Raw genomic sequence first — 20,285 nt, 5'->3', positions numbered from 1 at the left:
AGATTCGTTCTGTCGCAAGAAGAATCATCGATCAAGGGCTTCTTTCGTGATCAAGTGGGGTTCTGAATGGCCCGCCCACCCGGTTAAAAACCAAGGTGAGAGCGTGGTGATCTTGATCTACCAGAGGCTGGTGCGCAGGACGATCTCGGTGGCGAGTTCGTGGCCCGCTTCGGTGGCGATGTTGTCGACTTCCAGTGGGACGACACGGAATTCGCCGTAGACGTAGCGGCCGGAGGCGTCGGCGGTGGCGCGCGGGAGGCTCTTGGTCACCAGCATGGTGACCGGGAGCTCCAGCGGCGGACACGCCGGATCGGGCACGTTCCCGTCGGCGGCGGGCACGGCCGGGTGCCCGTGATCGGCGACGACCAGGCTCATGAACCGCCCGAACCGCCCAGAGCACACCCGCCACGCCAGCGCCGCGCCCGTGCCTCGCCCCGCGACGTTCACATACGGCATCTCGAGCTCGTCGAGAATCGCGAGCACACCCTTCGGGTCGAGTCCCCCGGCCGACTCCACCACGACGGTCTGCAACTCGGATTCGTGCAGCCGCGCACACACCTTGTCGAACACGTCGGCAGGGTCGTCGGCGTCGGGTAGCAGCAGCACATTGTGCCGCGAGGAAGGCCCGTCGACGCGCACCGTCCAGGCCTGGTCACCGACCGTGATCTGCCGAGATTTCATGCCGGGTTACGGTACACGGCCACGCTGAACAACGAGCAGTGTTCCGCAGCACCCGCCCGCCTACCCCATCCCCGTGAACAGGGCTTTCACCACCCCCACCCCCGGAATTGCCAGACCTGTCACAACCCCACGCTCCTTGCTGTGAGCCGAGACGGGTCGCACATCGCACACCGGGAGCGACGGACCACACGCGAGGACGCCGCGGCCCGGCGGTACATCGGTCCGCGATCGCCCGAAACCGGAACTACACCTGCCGACAGATCGGCCAGATCGCCAACCGTCGCGTCGTACGATGACGGCCGAACTGATCCATCGGAACGCTGGGGGAACCGTGAAATCAATTGCTGTGCGGGTGTTGTGCGCTGTGGGGGCGCTGTTCTTCGGGGCCGGGGCGCTCTTCGGTGCTGCTCAGCCGGTCAACGCGGCCGGCTACCTTCTCGGGTTCGGGGAGGAGGTGACTGTGCACGTCGAGCGGGGCTCGGTGGGGTCGTTCGGGCGGGACAGTGAGCCCGGTCTCGGAAGGGTTGTCGCGGACGGGCGGGAGGTGCAGCTCTTCGATGTGCGAAGTGACGAAACGGTCAGTGCGCGAATGGTTCTCATCGACCTGGGCAAGGGCCTGCACGCGTACCGCTCGGCGTCTGCGGCCACTGCCGATTTCCTCTGGTTGTTCGGCGTCCTCGCGATGGGCGTACCCGCCCTCGTCTTCGGCCTCGTGGCCTTCGTCATCGGCCGCAAGCCACCGGAGGACGACTCGTCGCCATCGGACGAACACGATCCGGCGGCATCGCGGAACTGATCGGGTCAGGGCCGCGCTACGTGGTCGTGCCCGAGCCGTTGGGCGGTTAGGAGGTCGCGGATCGGGGAGACCGTGTGGGGTAGCCAGAGGGCTTGGGTGGGGGCCAGGGGTGGGTCGGTCAGGGGGATTACGGTGACTCGACCGGCGAGGGTGGGGCCTGCGGGGGCAGTGACGAAGGCGATGTGGTTGTTGTCGACTACCGCGGTGATCGGGGGTGTGCCCTGGATTCGGTTGACGACGAAGGTGGGTTCGATGCCTGCTCGGCGGTAGGTGCTGAGGAGGAAGTCGGTGTAGAAGGAGTGGCCGGGGGGTGCCCAGACGATGACCGATTCGTCGCGTAGGTCGTCGATGTGCAGGGATTCGCGGGTGGCCAGACGGTGGTTGCCGCTGACGGCGATGCGGACCGGGTCGTAGGCGATGATCGCGGAGGCGAGGTCGGCGGGCATCGCCACGCCGCGGCGCAGGGCGAGGTCGATCTCGCCGTCGTAGAGGGCGGGGACGAGGACGTCGGGGAACATCTGCCGAGCGGTGAGTGAGACGTCGGGCAACCGGTCGCGCACGGGGGCCATCAGCAGGTACGCCTCTTCGGCCGTGATCGCCGGCGTGTGACCGATGACGAAGGGGCGTGGTGCGGCGGCGCCTGCCTCGTGGGTTTGCTCGGCCAGGGTCGCGGCGGCCGCGAGCAGGGCGCGGGTGCCGTCGCGCAACACCTCTCCGGCGGGGGTGAGGCTCAGCCTGCGCCCGGACCGGTCGAACAGTGCGACGCCGAGCTGGCGTTCCAGCTGGCCGATGGCAGCACTGAGCGCCTGTTGGGTGATGTGCAATTCGGTTGCGGCGCTGGTGAATCCGGCGTGCTCGGCCACGGCGAGGAACTGGTGCAGGCGATGCAGGTCCAGCGGCCTGCCGTCGCGGGTCGTCCGATCGGCCATGCGATCGACCTTACCTCGACCTACAAAGATCATTTGTGGAGAAGCCAGAAACTACTGTTTCCCATTTGTTCAACCCGCCCCTACCGTCGAAGTTGTACGACTCCGACACCACCTTGGGAGCGACTGTGGCTCATCCGGACCCGATCACCCTGGACGACGCACGCGTCCTGGCGGTACTCGCGCCGGGCGAGTCGCTCGACCTCGCCGACCTCGCGCGCAGAGCCGAACTCTCCGAGCGACGAGCCGAGCACGCCACCGCTCGCATGATATTCCGAGGCTTGCTCGCGTATAGGCAGATTCACGGCACCGGCGTGTGGGAGATGACCGCGCGGGGCCGTGGCTGGGCGAATACGCCGATCGGGCGCGCGACCCTCGACATCCCGGGTTTCGCAGTGGCGGACCGCGAGTCGTACGAACCGAGCGACACCGACGAGAGGACGTATCGATGACGGGCGTTTTGACCGGAAACTCCGCGGTAGTAGCCGCGGGGGCCAAGAATCTCGGGCGACTCATCAGCACCACGCTCGCCGACGACGGCGCGAATGTGCTGGTCCACTACAACAGCGACGCCAGCAAAGCCGATGCCGACGACACCGTGGCCGCCGCGAAAGCCGCAGGTGTCGAAGCGGTTTCGTTCCAGGGCGATCTCACCGTGCCCGCCAATATCGTCCGCATGTTCGACACTGCGGTCGAGGCGTTCGGTGGAGTCGACATCGCCGTGAACACCGTCGGCAAGGTCCTGCGCAAGCCGATCCTGGACACCACCGAAGCCGAATACGACGCGATGTTCGACGTCAACGCCAAGGCCGCGTACTTCTTCCTGCAGGAGGCGGGCAAGCGGCTCAATGACGGTGGCCGCATCGTCACGATCGTGACCTCGCTGCTCGCCGCGTTCACCGACGGCTACTCCACCTACGCGGGCGCGAAGAGCCCGGTGGAGCACTTCACCAGGGCTGCGGCGAAGGAGTTCGCACCGCGCAGCATCTCGGTCAACAGCGTGGCGCCGGGCCCGATGGACACGCCGTTCTTCTACCCGCAGGAGACGCCGGAGCGCGTCGAATTCCACAAGTCGCAGGCGATGAACGACCGGTTGACCCGAATCGAGGACATCGCGCCGCTGGTGGAATTCCTTGTCGCCGAAGGCGGTTGGGTCACCGGGCAGACCATCTTCGCCAACGGCGGCTACACCACCCGCTGATCAGCCCGACACACCACCTCACTGCCTGGCCTGGCAGGCGGTTACGGTCACGCCGTATCCGCCAGCCAGGCTGTCACGGTCGCACCGGCTCCGCCTGCCAGGCCGTCACGGTGCGGCCGTGCTGATCCCGGTGTCGATGACGGGGAGGTCGGCTGGGGCACCGTCACGGATGAGCTGGTCCAGTGCGGCGAGGTCGAGGTGTTGTTCTGCGAGGTCGGCGAGTAGGTCGAGTTGGGCGGATCGGATGGCCGCGACCGAGGTGTCGCGGGCGACGGTGAAGCCGGGGCGGCCCGCTCGGGTGGCGACTTCGGTGAGCCAGGTGCGCCGGAACTCGTCGGATTCGAGGAGGCCGTGGACGTGGGTGCCCCAGATCGCTTCTCGTGCACTGCCTTCGGGGTATCCGTCGATGGTCAGCCAGGATAGGTCGCCGGTGCGGATGACTCTGCCGTGGTGGATCTCGTAGCCGTGCACGGGAATCGGACCCGCGTTGCCGCTCACCTGGCGGGCGATCTTCGGGTTCGCGAATTCGATGTCGAGGTCGAGTAGGCCGAGGCCGGCCACCACGGAGAGGCTCGGCGAGGTCTCGCAGCGAAGCTCCCCGGCGTCTGGCGAATCCGCGGCGACCGGCGGTGGGGGGTGCTCGATCCCGTCGGTGATGCGGTGGCCCAGCATTTGGTAGCCGCCGCAGATGCCGAGGATGGGACGTCCCGCCGCCGCGCGAGCCTGGATGGCGTCGGATAGACCGTTGGCGCGCAACCACTCCAGATCAGAGACGGTGGCCTTGCTGCCGGGGATCACTACCAGGTCAGCGGTGGCGATCTGGTGCGGGCTGTCGGCCCAGCGCACAGCAACGCCCGGTTCGCAGGCGAGAGCTTCGATATCGGTCGAGTTGGAAATCCGAGGCAGCCGGATGGCGGCGACGGTCAGCCACTCGGTGCCGTGGGGTGGGCCCGGCCGACCGACGGGGGCACCGGAAATGGTGCCGAGGGAATCTTCGGCGTCGAGCCACAGGTCTTCGGCGAACGGGAGGACGCCGAGGGTCGGGCGACCGGTCATGGCAAAAAGCTGGTCCAGCCCGGGCTGCAACAACGACACATCACCGCGGAATTTGTTGACGATGAAACCCGAGATGAGTTGCTGGTCTTCGGGTTCCAGCACCGCGACGGTGCCGAACAGATGCGCGAGCACACCGCCCCGGTCGATATCGCCGACCACCAGAACCGGAATGTCAGCCGAACGCGCCAAACCCATGTTCGCCAAATCGGTGGCACGCAAATTGATCTCGGCTGGCGAACCCGCACCCTCACAGATCACCACATCGAATTCAGCACGCAGAGAAGCGAGTTCGCCCGCGACCACCGAGCGCAGTTCCTGCCGACGCGTGAAATAGTCACGCGCACCGACAGTTCCGACGGCCTGACCCCGAACCACCAACTGCGACCGGCGATCACTACCGGGCTTCAACAGCACCGGGTTGAACCGCACACTCGGCTCCAACCCGCAGGCCCGAGCCTGCAGAGCCTGTGCCCGCCCGATCTCCCCACCATCGAGCGTGACAACCGAGTTGTTGGACATGTTCTGCGCCTTGAACGGCGCCACCCGCACCCCGCGCCGCGCCAGCATCCGGCAGATACCAGCCACCACAACGCTTTTACCCGCGTCGGAGGTGGTACCCGCGATCAGCAGCGCCCCGCGCAAGGGCACACTCACGGCAGGGTGAGGATCTCAGCGCCCGTTTCGGTGACGACCAACGTGTGCTCGAACTGCGCCGTCCACTTGCGGTCCTGGGTGACCACGGTCCAACCGTCGTCCCAGATGTCGTAGTCGATCCCGCCGAGGTTGATCATCGGCTCGATCGTGAACGTCATGCCGGGTTCGATGACCGACTCGATGTTGGGCTGGTCGTAGTGCAGCACCACCAGACCGCTGTGGAAGGTCGGGCCCACACCGTGGCCGGTGAAGTCGCGGACCACGCCGTAGCCGAAGCGGTTGGCGTAGGCCTCGATGACGCGGCCGACCACGTTCAGGGCGCGACCCGGCTTGACAGCCTTGATCGCCCGGTTGGTGGCCTCCTCGGTGCGCTCGACGAGCAGGCGCACCTCCTCGTCGACATCGCCGGCGAGGAAGGTTTTGTTGGTGTCGCCGTGCACGCCGTGGATGAAGGCGGTGACGTCGATATTGACGATGTCACCGTCCTCGATCACGGTCGAGTCGGGGATGCCGTGGCAGATGACCTCGTTGAGCGAGGTGCAGCAGGACTTGGGAAAACCCTTGTAGCCCAGCGTGGAGGGGTAGGCGCCATGGTCGCACATGTACTCGTGGGCGATGCGGTCGAGTTCGTCGGTGGTGACGCCGGGCGCCACCGCCTTGCCCGCCACTTCGAGGGCCTGGGCCGCGATCTTGCCCGCGATCCGCATCTTCTCGATGGTCTCGGCGGTCTGCACCCAGGGCTCGTTGCCCTCGTTCGCGGTCTTCTTCCAGACGTACTCGGGACGCTCGATGGAGCGGGGAACTTCCCGGATCGGCGACTGGGTGCCGGGAACTAGTGGCTGACGGGTGCGCACGGACATAGAGGCAGTGTATCTATGGGCTCATGCTGCTGCGTCAGATGGAGTACTTGGTCGCGTTGGCGCACGAACAACACTTCGGTCGCGCGGCCCTGGCCTGTCACGTGACCCAGCCCGCGCTGTCGGCGGGCATCCGCAAGCTGGAGAGCGAGCTGCGGGTGCAGATCGTCCAGCGTGGGCAGCGATTCGCCGGGTTCACCGCCGAGGGCACGGAGGTCCTGGAATGGGCGCAGCGGATGATCGCCGAGCAGGAACAGCTGCATTCGACGTTGTCGAGCATGCGCGGCGGGCTCACCGGAGTGTTGCGCATCGGTGCCATTCCGACGGCGCTGACGGCCGCGTCGCTGGTGACCACTCCCCTGCACCTGCGACACCCGCTGGTCCGGTTCTCCCTGGAGTCGATGTCCTCGCGCGAGATCGCGACGCGGCTCAACGACTTCGACATCGATATCGGAATGACCTACGTCGACGGTGATCCGCTGGGCCGGGTGCGGGTGGTTCCGCTGTACCGCGAGCGCTACCTGTTCCTGACCCCGGCCGACGGCGAGTTCGGCGCCAGGGAGTCGATCAGCTGGGCCGATGCGGCCACCGCGCCGCTGTGTCTGCTCACGCCGGTGATGCAGAACCGCCGGATCCTGGACGGGCACTTCGCCGAGGCCGGGGCCCAGGTCGAACCGGTGGTCGAAACTGACACTGTTTCCGCGATCTACTCTCATCTAGAGTCGATGAGACTGTCCAGTGTCATTCCACACGCGTGGTTGCACAGCTTCGACATCCCACCCGGTGCCCGGTTGCTGACAATGCCGCAACCGCGCCGATCCTTCCACGTGGGACTGGTACTGGCCGGTAAGGACCCGAAGTCGATTCTGGCGCGCACGCTGGTCGACACGGTCGGTGAACTCGATATCGCCGGTGAGCTGGACCGGGGCCTCGCCCGTCGCCTGAAACCCGATTTCTGATAAATCCTGCTTATCAATTCATCGAAGTTAGGACTTTGACGTTGATCACACGTCGGCCTTACTTTTCAGGACACGGGACGACGTAGCGCGATCAGCGGCGCAGCGTGACCCGCTGACCGGCAGGTGATCATGAGCAGGGTTCGACGTCGAAACACCGATGGCCGCAAAGCCGTCGGTGTTTCGCGCGGTCTCGGTGCAGGCACCACCCCGGCTACCCACCCGTAGAAGCCACACCTCGAGGAGGTGCGCAGTGCCTGCGCTGTCTTTCCTGGACCGGGAGCACACCATCGCTCCCCCCGGCTACAGCCGGTGGCTGATCCCACCCGCCGCGCTGGCCATCCACCTATGCATCGGTCAGGCGTACGCCACCAGTGTCTACAAGGACGCGCTGGTCAAGCACTTCGATTCGAGTCTCACCGCGATCGGGCTGATCTTCTCGATCGCGATCGTGATGCTCGGGCTCTCGGCCGCGATCTTCGGCACCTGGGTGGACCGCGTCGGCCCGCGCAAGACGATGTTCACCGCGGCCTGTTGTTGGTCGTCGGGATTCCTGGTGGCGGCGGCGGGTATCGCGACCGAGCAGCTGTGGCTGGTCTATCTCGGGTACGGCTTCATCGGCGGTATCGGGCTCGGCCTCGGCTACATCTCCCCGGTGTCGACGCTGATCAAGTGGTTCCCGGATCGCCCGGGCCTGGCGACGGGCATGGCGATCATGGGTTTCGGCGGTGGCGCCATGGTGGCCGCCCCGCTCTCGCGTGAACTCCTCGCCCGCTTCGGCGGTGCCGAGGCCGGTGGTGACGCGGTGATGAAGCTGTTCATCACCTTGGGCATCGCCTATTTCATCGTGATGATGCTGGGCGTGTTCACCGTGCGGGTGCCGGCGCCCGGCTGGAAGCCCGCGAACTTCGATCCGAGCACAGTCGCCGCCAAGCCGATGGTCACCACCGCGAACGTCTCGGCCGCCAATGCGATCAAGACCCCGCAGTTCTGGCTGCTGTGGATTGTGTTGCTGTGCAACGTGACCGCTGGCATCGGTATTCTCGAGCAGGCCGCGGACATGATCCAGGACTTCTTCCGCAATGCCGACGGGGTGTCCACGGTGACCACCGCGGTGGCGGCCGGATTCGTGGGTCTGCTGTCGGTGGCGAATATGAGCGGCCGGTTCGTCTGGTCGACCACCTCGGACTATCTGGGCCGCAAACCCACGTACATGATGTATCTGGGTGTCGGCATGGTCGCCTATCTCGCGCTGGCGCTGGTCGGGTCGAACGCGACCGCGCTGTTCGTGATCCTGTGCGTGATCATCATTTCCTTCTACGGCGGCGGTTTCGCCACGGTGCCCGCGTATCTGCGCGACCTGTTCGGCACCTTCCAGGTCGGCGCGATCCACGGGCGCCTGCTCACCGCCTGGTCGACGGCCGGTGTGCTCGGTCCGCTGATCGTCAACGGGGTGCTCGACGCCCAGGGCGAGCCCGGCCATCTCATGGCCCGCGACTACCGGCCCGCGCTGTTCATCATGGTCGGCGTGCTGGCCATCGGCTTCGTCGCGAACCTCCTCGTCCGCCCGGTCTCGGCGCGCTGGCACGAGAAGCAGCCGGTCACCGACGCCGCCGACGGCGCGGCCACACCCGCCGCCGTCCGAACCTGAAACACGTAAGGAGCCCACCTCATGACCGAAGCCGAACATCCGCACAGCTACCGGGCCCAGCTCGTGATCTCCTGGACCGTTGTCGGATTGCCGCTGGCCTACGGACTTTTCAACGCCGTCAAAGCAGCACTCAAACTCTTCAGCGGATAGAGGGAAGCGATGGGAGACACGACCGGACAGCTGGCCGAACTGGTCAGCACCGTAGCCGACAAGCACCGCGACGAACGCGGGCCCCTGCTACCGATCCTGCACGACATCCAGCACCTACTCGGCTACATCGCGCCCGAGATCGTGGGTCTGGTTGCCGCCGAATTGAATCTCTCGCGCGCCGATGTGCACGGGGTGGTCAGCTTCTACAAGGACTTCCGGGCCGAGCCGGTCGGTCGGGTGTGTGTGCAGGTGTGCCGGGCCGAGGCCTGCCGGTCGGTCGGCTCGGAAACCCTCGCGGGCGAGCTCGAGCAGTGGCTCGGCACCAAGACCGGGCAGACGACACCGGACGGGCGCGTCACCCTCGATCAGGTGTTCTGCGTGGGCAATTGCGCGCTTGGCCCGTCGGCGCTGATCAACGGGCAGGTGTACGGGCGGCTCGATCGAGACCGCGTCGCCGAGATCGTGTTGGCGGAGGACGAATAATGCGCAAAGTCACCAAGGTCTACGTGCCGCGCGATTCCGCGGCGACCTCGGTCGGGGCCGATGAGGTCGTGATCGCGCTGTACTCGGCGGCTTCGCGTATCGGCCAGGAGATCACGGTCGTGCGCACCGGCACTCGTGGCATGCTGTGGCTGGAACCGCTCGTCGAGATCGAAACCCCGCGTGGGCGTATGGGTTACGGCCCGGTGCGCGTCGAGGACATCGACGACCTGGTCGAGCTCGGCATGCTCGACGGACTGCCGCACGAGCTGAATCACGGTGTGGTCGAGGATCTTCCGTGGATGCGTGAACAGCAGCGCTTGTGCCTGGCCAGGGTCGGCGTCACCGACCCGCTCTCCCCTACCGACTACGTGGCCCACGGCGGGCTGGCCGGGTTGCGCCGCGCCTTCGAGCTCACCCCGGCCGAGGTGATCGCCGAAGTCACCGAGTCCGGCCTGCGAGGTCGCGGCGGCGCCGGATTCCCGGCGGGCATCAAGTGGCAGACCGTCGCCGACGCGCCCGGTCCGCTGAAGTTCGTGTGCTGCAACGCCGATGAGGGCGACAGCGGCACCTTCGCCGACCGTGTCGTCATGGAAGGCGACCCGTTCAGCCTCCTCGAGGGAATGACCATTGCCGCGTACGCGGTCGGCGCGAGCGAGGGCTACATCTACCTGCGGTCGGAATACCCGGACGCCGCATCGGTGCTCGAGCAGGCGATCGAGGTGGCCAGGGCGCAGGGTTGGCTCGGCCGCGACATCCTCGGCTCCGGTCTGGATTTCGATATCCACCTGCGGATCGGCGGCGGCGCCTACATCTGCGGCGAGGAGACCGCGATGCTGGAAAGCCTCGAGGGCAAGCGCGGCATGGTCCGTCCCAAACCGCCGATTCCCGCGATCACCGGACTGTTCGGCAAACCGAGCGCGGTCAACAATGTGCTCACCCTGGTGAGTGTGCCCGCGATCCTCGCCGACGGCGGCAAGGCCTACGCGGCGCTCGGCGTCGACCGCTCGCGCGGCACCCAGGTGTTCCAGCTCGCCGGAAACATCGCGCGCGGCGGGGTTTTCGAGTCCGCGTTCGGCATCTCGCTGCACGATCTGGTCTACAAGTACGGCGACGGCACCCGCTCCGGTCGCCCCGTGCGCGCGGTGCAGGTCGGTGGCCCGCTCGGCGCCTACATTCCGGCCGACAAGCTGGACCTGCCCACCGATTACGAGGCGTTCGGCGCGGCCGACGCGATGCTCGGACACGGCGGCATCGTGGTCTTCGACGACACCGTCGACATGGCCGGGATGGCCCGGTTCGCCATGCAGTTCTGTGCCGAGGAGTCGTGCGGCAAGTGCACACCGTGCCGGGTCGGGGCGGTGCGCGGGGTCGAGGTGATCGACCGGATCGTCGGCGGCGTCGACCCCGACGGCAATCTCGCCCTGCTCAACGACCTGTGCGAGCTCATGGTGAGCGGTTCCCTGTGCGCGATGGGCGGACTCACGCCCAACCCGGTGCGCAGCGCGCTGCTGCATTTCCCGGAGGACTTCACCCACGCACCACCCGAGGAGACCTGATGACGCTGCTCCCCGAAAGGGACCTCGGCACACCCGCTCCCCCGGCCGACGCCCCACCCGTCACCGTCGAAATCGACGGTCTACCAGTAACAGTCGGCGAGGGCACCTCGGTGATGCGGGCCGCCGCCCTGGCCGGTATCGACATTCCGAAGCTGTGCGCCACCGACAGTCTCGACGCGTTCGGCTCCTGTCGACTGTGCCTGGTCGAGGTCGACGGCAGGCGCGGCACGCCCGCCTCGTGCACGACCCCCGTGACAGAGGGCATGCGGGTCCGCACCCAGACACCGCAACTGGAGAAGCTGCGCCAGGGTGTCATGGAGCTCTACATCTCCGACCACCCCCTGGATTGTCTGACCTGCCCCGCGAACGGCGATTGCGAACTGCAGGACATGGCGGGGGTGGTCGGGTTACGTCAGGTCCGCTACGGCTACGAGGGCGAGAACCATCTCGACCTCGAAAAGGACACCAGCAACCCGTATTTCGACTTCGATCCGACCAAGTGCATCGCGTGTTCGCGCTGTGTGCGTGCGTGCGGTGAGATCCAGGGCACCTTCGCGCTCACCATCGAGGGTCGCGGTTTCGAGTCGAAAGTTTCTGCGGGAGCGGGTGAGTCGTTCGTCGACTCCGAGTGCGTGTCGTGCGGTGCGTGCGTGCAGGCCTGTCCGACGTCGACGCTGCAGGAGAAGTCCGTTGTGCAACTGGGCATTCCGACACGCTCAGTGTCCACCACGTGCGCGTACTGCGGTGTCGGCTGCTCGTTCAAGGCCGAGCTGCGCGGCACGGAACTGGTGCGGATGGTCCCCGACAAGAACGGCGGCGCCAACGAGGGCCACGCGTGCGTGAAGGGCCGCTTCGCCTTCGGTTACGCCACCCACCCCGACCGCGTCCTCGAACCGATGATCCGCGAAAAGATCACCGACGAGTGGCGAGTGGTGGACTGGGACACCGCGATCGGCTACGTGGCCGAGCGGATGCGTGCCATCCAGGAACGCCACGGTGCGGGCGCGATCGGCGGGATCAGCTCCTCGCGCTGCACCAACGAGGACGTCTACGTCGTGCAGAAAATGGTGCGTGCGGCGTTCGGCAACAACAACATCGACACGTGCGCGCGAGTGTGTCACTCCCCCACCGGATACGGTCTCAAGCAGACCTTCGGTGAGTCCGCGGGCACCCAGGATTTCCGGTCGGTCGCTGCGGCGGATGTGATCGTGGTCATCGGCGCGAACCCCACCGACGGGCATCCGGTGTTCGCCTCGCGGATGAAGCGACGGCTGCGCGAGGGCGCGAAACTGGTCGTGATCGATCCGCGCCGCATCGACCTGGTGCGCTCACCGCACATCGAGGCCGCCTACCACCTGCCCTTGCGGCCGGGCACCAACGTGGCCGTGGTGAACGCCCTCGCCCACGTGGTGGTGACCGAGGGCCTGGTCGACACCGAATTCGTGCACAGCCGCTGTGAAGACTTCGATGAGTGGGCGGAGTTCATCGCCCGCCCCGAACACAGCCCCGAAGCCGTCGCGGATCTCACCGGCATCCCCGCCGAAGACCTGCGCGCGGTCGCCCGCCTCTACGCCACCGGCGGCAATGCCGCGATCTACTACGGTCTCGGCGTCACCGAGCACAGCCAGGGCTCCACCATGGTGATGGGCATGGCGAACCTGGCCATGGCCACCGGCAATATCGGCCGCGACGGCGTTGGCGTGAACCCGCTGCGTGGCCAGAACAATGTGCAGGGCTCCTGCGATATGGGGTCGTTCCCGCACGAACTGCCCGGCTACCGGCACGTCTCCGACGACGCCGTGCGCGAGGTCTTCGAAACCCTGTGGCAGCGACCGATTTCCGCCGAACCGGGCCTGCGAATTCCGAACATGTTCGACTCGGCCATCGACGGCACGTTCCGTGGGCTGTACGTACAGGGTGAAGACATCGCCCAGTCCGACCCGAACACCAAGCACGTCTTCGCGGCACTGGCGGCACTGGACCTGCTGGTCGTGCAGGACCTGTTCCTCAACGAGACCGCGAAGTTCGCGCACGTATTCCTACCCGGCACTTCGTTTTTGGAGAAGGACGGCACCTTCACCAATGCCGAACGCCGGATCAACCGGGTGCGCCCGGTGATGGCGCCCGCCACCGGCAAGCACGAATGGCAGATTCCGTGCGAGATCGCCACCGCCATGGGCTACCCGATGGACTACGACGATCCGAGCCGGATCATGGACGAGATCGCCACGCTCACACCGACTTTCGCGGGCGTCTCGTTCGCGAAGCTGGATCGCCTCGGCAGCATGCAGTGGCCGGTCACCGATGCCGCCCCCGACGGCACACCGATCATGCACGTCGACGAATTCGTCCGTGGCAAGGGCAGATTCGTCACCACCACCTTCGTCCCGACCACCGAACGCGCCACCCGCCGCTTCCCGCTCATCCTCACCACCGGCCGCATCCTGAGCCAGTACAACGTCGGCGCGCAGACCCGGCGCACCGCCAATGTGGTCTGGCACGCCGAGGACATCCTCGAGATCCACCCGCACGACGCTGAGGTCCGCGGCATCACGGACGGCGCCGAAGTGACCTTGGCGAGCCGGTCCGGCGAAACCCGCCTGCACGCGGTGCTCTCCGATCGGATGCCGCCCGGCGTCGTGTACACAACGTTCCACTACCCCACCACCGGGGCGAACGTGGTGACCACCGACAACTCCGACTGGGCCACCAACTGCCCCGAATACAAGGTGACCGCCGTGCAGGTGGCCCTGGGTTCACCGCTGCGCGACGCCTCCCACCGCGAACACCTCCCCGAGGCGATGCGCCTGGCCACCGAGATCGCCGCCCAGTTCCGCGACCTGCCCGAACACGACGCGGCCTCGGTCATGGCGACCCACATCCGCAAATACTGGGACCCGCGCATGCGAGAACAGTTGCGCGACCAGGTGACTCGCGCGGGCGCCACCTGCGATGGACACGTGCGGGCGACCGCCGAACTGCTCGAACTACCTGTCCGCTGACGGGTCGGCACCGACCGGGAATGGAGTACACAGTGGGGCGAGTGACCGCGCGTCGACGGGTGCTGCGCATCAGCGACGGACAGTACTCGGAACGACCCGACACCCTGGTCGCCGAGGAACCTCTCGAAATCCGGGTCGGCGGTAAGGCTATGACGATCACGATGCGCACACCCGGCGCCGACTTCGACCTGGCGGCCGGATTCCTGGTGAGCGAGGGCGTGGTGCGCACGGCGGAGGAGATCGTGAGCATCCGCTACTGCGCGGGCGCCACCGCCGACGGCTCCAACACCTACAACATCGTCGATGTGGAGCTCGCGCCCGGCGTGGCACCGCCCGACGCTTCGCTGGAACGCAATTTCTACACCACGTCCTCGTGCGGGCTGTGCGGAAAGGCCAGCCTCGACGCGGTGCGCACCCACACGCACTGGTCGGTCGCCGACGATCCACTGCAGAGCACACCCGGCGTGATCTCGACCGTGCCCGAACAGCTGCGCGGTGGTCAGCGGGTGTTCGACACCACCGGCGGTCTGCACGCGGCCGGACTGTTCACCGGGTACGGCGAATTGCTCTGTCTGCGTGAGGATGTCGGCAGACACAATGCCGTGGACAAGGTGATCGGGTACGCATTGCAGTCGGACATGCTGCCGCTGCGCGGAACCATTCTGATGGTGAGCGGGCGAGCCTCGTTCGAACTGGTGCAGAAGGCGCTGATGGCAGGCATCCCGATGCTGGCCGCCGTCTCTGCTCCGTCCTCACTGGCCGTGGACCTGGCCGCTGACAACGGGTTGACGCTGGTCGGTTTCCTGCGCGGCTCGTCGATGAACGTCTACTCGGGCGCGATGCGGTTGTCACAGCACGCGGTCATGTAGGCGGGAATTCGGCCCGGTCAATGGCGACCGGGCCGAATTACGCCGTACTCAGCCGACCGGCTCCAACCGGACGATGATGCCCTTCGACGTCGGTGTGTTGCTGATGTCGGCCACACTGTCGAGCGGGACCAGCACATTGGTCTCCGGGTAGTACGCGGCCGCCGAACCGCGACTGGCCGGATACCCGACCGCCACGAACTTCTCCGCCCGCCGTTCGGTCCCGTCGTGCCAAATGCTCACGATATCGACCACGTCCCCATCCGCGATCCCCCGCTCGGCGAGGTCCTCGGGATTGACCATCACCACCCGGCGCGCATTGTGAATGCCACGGTAGCGGTCATTGGCCGCATACGGGATGGTGTTCCACTGGTCATGGGACCGAAGCGACTGCAGCACAAGGTATCCCGGTGGTGCGTCGAGCATGTCGAAGTCGTTGCAGGTGAACTCGGCCTTGCCGCTGGCAGTGTGGTAAATGCCCTCGTTGACCGGGTTGACCAGCAACATCCCACCAGGCTGACCGACACGGGCATTGAAGTCCTCGAACCCCGGCACGACCCGGGAAATCCGGTCGCGCACGGTTCCGTAGTCGGCGATGAACTCCTCCCACGGAATCGTGGACTCCTCCCCAAGCGTGGCGCGCGCCAGCCGCGAGATGATCGCCACCTCGCTCAGCAGATCGGGCGAGGCGGGATCCAGTCGCCCTCGCGAGGTGCGGACCTGGCTCATCGAGTCCTCGACCGTATAGAACTGCTCACCGGTGGCCTGGATATCGCGGTCGCTGCGACCCAGCGTCGGCAGGATCAGCGCCGTGTCACCGCACACTGTGTGGGAGCGGTTGAGTTTGGTGGAGATCTGCACGGTCAGCGAGCACCGCCGCAACGCCGCCTCGGTCACATCACTGTCTGGCGTGGCACGCGCGAAATTGCCTGCGACACCGACGAATACCTTCGCCTCGCCGTCGCGCATGGCACGAATGGAGTCGACCGCGTCGAGACCGTGTTCGGCGGGCGGGGTGAAGTCGAATTCCTTGCCGAGGGCGTCCAGGAACGATTGCGGCATCCGTTCCCAGATCCCCATGGTGCGGTCGCCCTGCACATTGCTGTGCCCACGCACGGGACACACACCGGCACCGGGGCGCCCGAGATTGCCACGCAGCAGCAGGAAGTCGACCACTTCACGGATGGTCGGCACACCGTGTTTCTGCTGGGTCAAACCCATCGCCCAGCACACGATGATCTTCTTGCTGCCCAACACCTGCTGGTGGACGGCCTCGATCTCCTCGCGCGCCAACCCGGTCGCGAGGAGCGTGTTGTCCCAGCTCACCTTCTTCGCGTGCTCGGCGAAAGCGTCGAAACCTGTTGTCTGCGAAGCGATGAACTCGTGGTCGAGAACAGTGCCCGGCGCCGCGTCCTCGGCGTCCAGGAGCAGCTTGTTCAGCATCTGGAACAGCGCGAGGTCGCCACCAGGACGGATCTTGAGGAAGATATCCGCGATCTCGGTGCCGCGCCCGATCACCCCGCGCACCTTCTGCGGGTTCTTGAACCGGATCAGCCCCGCCTCGGGCAGCGGATTCACCGCCACGATCTTGCCACCGTTGCGTTTGGTCTGTTCCAGCGCCGACAGCATCCGCGGATGATTGGTGCCGGGGTTCTGACCGACGACGAAAATCAGGTCCGCTTCGTAGATATCATCAAGCGACACAGTGCCTTTGCCGACACCGATGGTCTGCTGCAGCGCCGAACCGCTCGACTCGTGGCACATGTTCGAACAGTCGGGCAGGTTGTTGGTGCCGTACGCCCGCGCGAACAGTTGCAGCAGGAACGCGGCCTCATTGTTGAGCCGGCCCGAGGTGTAGAACAGGGCTTCGTCGGGGGTAGCGAGGCCGCGCAGTTCACGGGCCAGCAGGTCGAGGGCGTCGTCCCAGCCGATCGGTTCATAGTGGGTGGCACCGGGACGCTTCACCATCGGCTCGGTGAGCCTGCCCTGCTGGTTGAGCCAGTAGTCCGACATGGTGTCGAGCTCGGCCACGGGGTGTTCGGCGAAGAACTGCCTGGTGACACGGCGGGTGGTCGCCTCGTCGTTGATGTGCTTGGCACCGTTTTCGCAGTACTCGTTCAGGTGTCGATGCTTCGGCTCCGGCCACGCGCAGCCGGGGCAGTCGAAACCCTTGGTCTGATTGATGTTCAGCAGGGTGAGCGCCGTGCGGGCCGGAGAGTTCTGCGAGAGCGAATACTCGATCGCGTGGACTACCGCGGGAACGCCGACCGCCCAGGTCTTGGGCGGCGTGACGGTCAGATGATCTTCAGGGTCCTCGATCGAGGTCATGTATCAGCTCATTTTCAGTTCTGCGACACCGCGCGACGACATATGTGACCTCAGGCTTCTCACAATGGTCGCGCTTGTCAAAGCGGAAAGCCCGATCACCTGATAGATCTCGGTTATCGGGCTTCCCGCCTGCGGTGACGCAGTCGCGCTACGGCTCGAACACGCTACTTCCGTAGACATCCTCGGCCGTGAGCGTGATCAGATCCGACTTGCCCAGTGGGCGGTCCAACGCCACCAGTCGGCGTGCCTGCCGCAGTCGACACCGTTCGATGGCATTACGCACGCTGCGCGCGTTCGAGAACCTGGGCTGCTGCATGCGCAACGTCAGGTATTCGGCGAAAGCCTTGTGGGCTTCGTCGTCGAAAGCGAAACCTTCCGACTCCACCATCAGACCCGCGATCTGGGTCAGCTCGGCGTGGTCATAGTCCTCGAACGTGAGATGGTGCGGCACACGGGAACTCAGGCCCGGGTTGGCGGCGAAGAACGTCGCCATCCGGTCGGGATAGCCGGCGAAGATCACCACCAGATCGCCGCGCTCGTTCTCCATCTCGGTGAGCAGGATCTCGATCACCTCCTGCCCGTAGTCGCGCTCGTTCTCCGGACGGAACAGGTAGTAGGCCTCGTCGATGAACAGCACCCCACCGGCCGCGCGGGCGATCGCCTCCTTGGTCTTTGGCGCGGTGTGGCCGATGAACTGGCCGACCAGGTCGTCGCGGGTGACGGTGTGCACGCGCGGTGCCCGGATGTATTCGAGCGCGTGCAGGATCGCCGCCATCCGCAGGGCGACCGTGGTCTTGCCGGTACCGGGACCGCCCGTGAAGCTCATGTGCAACGTCGGGCGCGTGGTGGTGAGCCCGAACCGGCGCCGCGCCCGGTCGACCTGCAGCAGCGAGGCGACCTCACGGACCCGGCGCTTCACCGCGGCCAGGCCGACCAGCTCGGCGTCGAGGGCGGCCAGGGTGTCGGTCACCCTGGCCGCGGCCTCGTCGGCCGAGAGATCGAGCACCTCGTCGTCGCCGAGAATCGCGGGCTCGTGCGGTTCCTCGTCGACAGCCGTCTGCCCCGAACCGTGGACGCCCGGCCGGTGGAACCCGAATCCCTTTGGTGTGTCCATCAGTTCACTCGCCCACGTACCGATCGCCGGTCGGACGGGCGGTGGCGTAGGACTTCACCGAGTACCGCTGGGTGCGGTCGGGGCCCTCGACACGTTCGAGCAGGAAACCGGGTTCGTGCGCCGGTCGCTGGACCAGGAACTGCATCGCCGTGGACTGCCGACCCAGGCTCGCGTCGTAGGCCAGCAGCCGGATGTAGTGCTGCGGGAAGGTGGCCCGGCAGTCGTTGAGCTGGGCGAGCACGCCGTCGGGTTCGGCCAGGTCGAACATCGGCAGCCCCCACATCTCCCAGTACACATTGCGCGGGTGCGGGTCGTCGGTGTATTCCAGCGAGACCGGCCAGCCGTGATCGAGGGCGTATTTCACCTGGGCGGCGATCTCGTCGTCGGTGAGGTCGGGCAGGTAGGAGAAGGTGCCGTAGCGAAGTTTCATCGGGTGCTCCTTAGATCGAGGGCACCGGAGTCGCCACCACATCGGGCGCGTCGGTGCTGGTGTAGTCGAAGGTGATGTCGCCCCAGGTGTCGAGGGCGGCCTGCAGTGGTGCGCAGTGCTTGGCGGCGTTGCGCAACACGCCAGGGCCTTCGAGCAGCAGGTCGCGACCTTCGTTGCGCGCCTTGACCATTGCCTCCAGAGCGACCCGGTTGGCTTCGGCACCGGCGGCGATGCCGTAGGGGTGGCCGATGGTGCCGCCACCGAACTGCAGGATCACGTCATCGCCGAAAAGATCCAGGAGCTGGTGCATTTGACCGGCGTGGATGCCACCGGAAGCCACCGGCATGACGCCGGGCATCGAGATCCAGTCCTGATCGAAGAAGATGCCGTTGCCCAGGTTCGTCGGAACATCGTTGTCGCGCAACGTGTCATAGAAACCGCGTGTGGTGGCCGGGTCGCCTTCGAGCTTGCCGACGACGGTGCCCGCGTGCACGTGATCGACACCCATCAGCCTGCACCACTTCGCGATCACCCGGAAGCTCACGCCGTGGGTCTTCTGACGGGTGTAGGTGGAGTGGCCCGCCCGGTGCAGGTGCAGCAGCACGCCGTTCTCGCGCGCCCAGAGCGCCATGGACTGGATGGCGGTGTAGCCGATCGTGAGGTCGATCATCACCACCACACTGCCGAGCTCCTTGGCGAAGTTCGCCCGCCGGTACATCTCCTCCATAGTGCCCGCGGTGACATTGAGGTAGTGGCCCTTGATCTCGCCGGTTTCGGCCATTGCCCGGTTCACCCCCTCCATCGCGTAGAGGAAGCGGTCACGCCAGCGCATGAAGGGCTGGGAGTTGATGTTCTCGTCGTCCTTGGTGAAGTCGAGGCCACCACGACAGGCCTCGTAGACGACGCGCCCGTAGTTGCGGGCCGACAGGCCGAGCTTGGGCTTGATGGTGGCACCGAGCAGCGGGCGACCGTACTTGTTGAGCATCTCCCGTTCCATGACGATGCCGTGGGCGGGGCCCTGGAAGGTCTTGGTGTAGGCGACGGGGATGCGCATGTCTTCCAGGCGCAGGGCCTTGAGCGGCTTGAAGCCGAAAACATTGCCGATGATCGAGGAGGTCAGGTTCGCGATGGAGCCCTCCTCGAAGAGGTCGATGTCGTAGGCGATGTAGGCGAAGTACTCGCCAGGCCTGCCTGGAACGTCGTCGACCTTGTACGCCTTGGCCTGGTAGTGGCTGTTGGCGGTGAGCCGGTCGGTCCACACCACAGTCCAAGTGGCCGTGGAGGATTCGCCCGCGACGGCGGCCGCGGCCTCGATCGGGTCGACACCGTCCTGGGGCGTGACGCGGAAGACGGCGAGCACGTCGGTGTCCTTGGGGACGTAATCGGGGTTCCAGTAACCCATTCCGGCATAACTCTGAACACCCGGATCCCACCGCTCTTTGATGGCCGGGCCCTCGTTCTCGATCGTCGTCATCGCCGTCGTCCTTTCGCATCACACCTGGAGAAGCACTCCCAGTGTGTGGGCGCGGACAGTTCAACGACAATGGAATCTTTCCTGTGCACTGTTAAGACATAATT

At 66.1% G+C, this 20,285-nt stretch carries 18 protein-coding genes; 10 read left to right on the top strand and 8 right to left on the bottom strand.

Annotated elements, in window-relative coordinates:
- Window positions 1-117: 117 nt before the first annotated feature.
- The gene (locus tag ACFWUP_RS16400; RefSeq protein WP_379234987.1) at window positions 118-681 is read right to left on the bottom strand and encodes an alpha/beta hydrolase; all 564 of its coding nucleotides are present in this window, start codon (window positions 679-681) and stop codon (window positions 118-120) included.
- 331 nt (window positions 682-1,012) lie between these two features.
- On the opposite strand from ACFWUP_RS16400, the gene ACFWUP_RS16395 reads away from it, so the two are divergent.
- Window positions 1,013-1,477 (top strand): hypothetical protein, encoded by a 465-nt coding sequence (locus ACFWUP_RS16395; protein WP_379234985.1) that lies wholly within the window; start codon window positions 1,013-1,015, stop codon window positions 1,475-1,477.
- Window positions 1,478-1,482: 5 nt separating this feature from the next.
- On the opposite strand, the gene ACFWUP_RS16390 is transcribed toward ACFWUP_RS16395, so the two are convergent.
- A complete protein-coding gene (locus ACFWUP_RS16390) occupies window positions 1,483-2,406 on the bottom strand; it encodes a LysR family transcriptional regulator (protein ID WP_379234983.1) in 924 nt (307 codons plus the stop codon).
- Window positions 2,407-2,531: 125 nt separating this feature from the next.
- Between ACFWUP_RS16390 and ACFWUP_RS16385 the strand changes: the two genes are divergently transcribed.
- Window positions 2,532-2,855: a hypothetical protein gene (locus tag ACFWUP_RS16385; RefSeq protein ID WP_379234981.1), complete on the top strand. Its 324-nt coding sequence runs from the start codon at window positions 2,532-2,534 to the stop codon at window positions 2,853-2,855.
- Window positions 2,852-3,604, top strand: coding sequence for an SDR family oxidoreductase (locus tag ACFWUP_RS16380; RefSeq protein WP_379234979.1), 753 nt, complete (start codon window positions 2,852-2,854; stop codon window positions 3,602-3,604). Before ACFWUP_RS16385 ends, ACFWUP_RS16380 begins: the two co-directional genes overlap by 4 nt.
- 105 nt (window positions 3,605-3,709) lie before the next feature.
- On the opposite strand, the gene ACFWUP_RS16375 is transcribed toward ACFWUP_RS16380, so the two are convergent.
- Complete coding sequence (locus ACFWUP_RS16375) at window positions 3,710-5,302, bottom strand: cobyric acid synthase (protein WP_379235006.1); 1,593 nt, start codon at window positions 5,300-5,302, stop codon at window positions 3,710-3,712.
- Window positions 5,303-5,310: 8 nt separating this feature from the next.
- On the bottom strand, window positions 5,311-6,174 hold the full coding sequence (gene map / locus ACFWUP_RS16370; RefSeq protein WP_379234977.1) for a type I methionyl aminopeptidase: 864 nt from the start codon (window positions 6,172-6,174) through the stop codon (window positions 5,311-5,313).
- A 23-nt stretch (window positions 6,175-6,197) separates the two neighbouring features.
- Here map and ACFWUP_RS16365 point away from each other — a divergent pair, with 23 nt between their 5' ends.
- The 7 genes from ACFWUP_RS16365 (at window position 6,198) to fdhD (ending at window position 14,838) form a co-directional block, all read left to right on the top strand.
- Complete coding sequence (locus ACFWUP_RS16365) at window positions 6,198-7,130, top strand: LysR substrate-binding domain-containing protein (RefSeq protein WP_379234975.1); 933 nt, start codon at window positions 6,198-6,200, stop codon at window positions 7,128-7,130.
- A gap of 250 nt (window positions 7,131-7,380) precedes the next feature.
- The gene (locus tag ACFWUP_RS16360) at window positions 7,381-8,778 is read left to right on the top strand and encodes an OFA family MFS transporter (protein WP_379234973.1); all 1,398 of its coding nucleotides are present in this window, start codon (window positions 7,381-7,383) and stop codon (window positions 8,776-8,778) included.
- Window positions 8,779-8,799: 21 nt separating this feature from the next.
- Entirely contained in the window at window positions 8,800-8,928 is a 129-nt protein-coding gene (locus ACFWUP_RS16355; protein WP_379234971.1) for a hypothetical protein, read from the top strand.
- Window positions 8,929-8,937: 9 nt separating this feature from the next.
- A complete protein-coding gene (locus ACFWUP_RS16350) occupies window positions 8,938-9,411 on the top strand; it encodes an NAD(P)H-dependent oxidoreductase subunit E (RefSeq protein WP_379234969.1) in 474 nt (157 codons plus the stop codon).
- Window positions 9,411-10,967 carry a formate dehydrogenase beta subunit gene (locus ACFWUP_RS16345; protein ID WP_379234967.1) on the top strand — a complete coding sequence of 519 codons (1,557 nt, stop codon included), beginning with the start codon at window positions 9,411-9,413 and terminating at the stop codon, window positions 10,965-10,967. Before ACFWUP_RS16350 ends, ACFWUP_RS16345 begins: the two co-directional genes overlap by 1 nt.
- Window positions 10,967-13,969 carry a formate dehydrogenase subunit alpha gene (gene fdhF / locus ACFWUP_RS16340; protein WP_379234965.1) on the top strand — a complete coding sequence of 1,001 codons (3,003 nt, stop codon included), beginning with the start codon at window positions 10,967-10,969 and terminating at the stop codon, window positions 13,967-13,969. The genes ACFWUP_RS16345 and fdhF overlap by 1 nt, the downstream gene beginning before the upstream one ends.
- A gap of 32 nt (window positions 13,970-14,001) precedes the next feature.
- Window positions 14,002-14,838 (top strand): formate dehydrogenase accessory sulfurtransferase FdhD, encoded by an 837-nt coding sequence (gene fdhD / locus ACFWUP_RS16335; protein WP_379234963.1) that lies wholly within the window; start codon window positions 14,002-14,004, stop codon window positions 14,836-14,838.
- A 48-nt stretch (window positions 14,839-14,886) separates the two neighbouring features.
- Here the strand turns inward: fdhD and ACFWUP_RS16330 are convergent, their stop codons facing one another.
- The 4 genes from ACFWUP_RS16330 to ACFWUP_RS16315 form a co-directional block, all read right to left on the bottom strand.
- A complete protein-coding gene (locus ACFWUP_RS16330; protein WP_379234961.1) occupies window positions 14,887-17,163 on the bottom strand; it encodes an FdhF/YdeP family oxidoreductase in 2,277 nt (758 codons plus the stop codon).
- A gap of 148 nt (window positions 17,164-17,311) precedes the next feature.
- Window positions 17,312-18,277: an AAA family ATPase gene (locus tag ACFWUP_RS16325; protein ID WP_379234959.1), complete on the bottom strand. Its 966-nt coding sequence runs from the start codon at window positions 18,275-18,277 to the stop codon at window positions 17,312-17,314.
- Between the two features lie 4 nt (window positions 18,278-18,281).
- The gene (locus ACFWUP_RS16320; RefSeq protein WP_379234957.1) at window positions 18,282-18,707 is read right to left on the bottom strand and encodes a ribulose bisphosphate carboxylase small subunit; all 426 of its coding nucleotides are present in this window, start codon (window positions 18,705-18,707) and stop codon (window positions 18,282-18,284) included.
- Window positions 18,708-18,717: 10 nt separating this feature from the next.
- Entirely contained in the window at window positions 18,718-20,181 is a 1,464-nt protein-coding gene (locus tag ACFWUP_RS16315; RefSeq protein ID WP_379234955.1) for a form I ribulose bisphosphate carboxylase large subunit, read from the bottom strand.
- Window positions 20,182-20,285 lie beyond the last annotated feature (104 nt).

The organism is Nocardia sp. NPDC058658, from assembly GCF_042716665.1.
Lineage (GTDB): Bacteria > Actinomycetota > Actinomycetes > Mycobacteriales > Mycobacteriaceae > Nocardia.
Note: the sequence above shows the minus strand (reverse complement) of the source record. Positions and strands in the feature narration are given on the sequence as shown.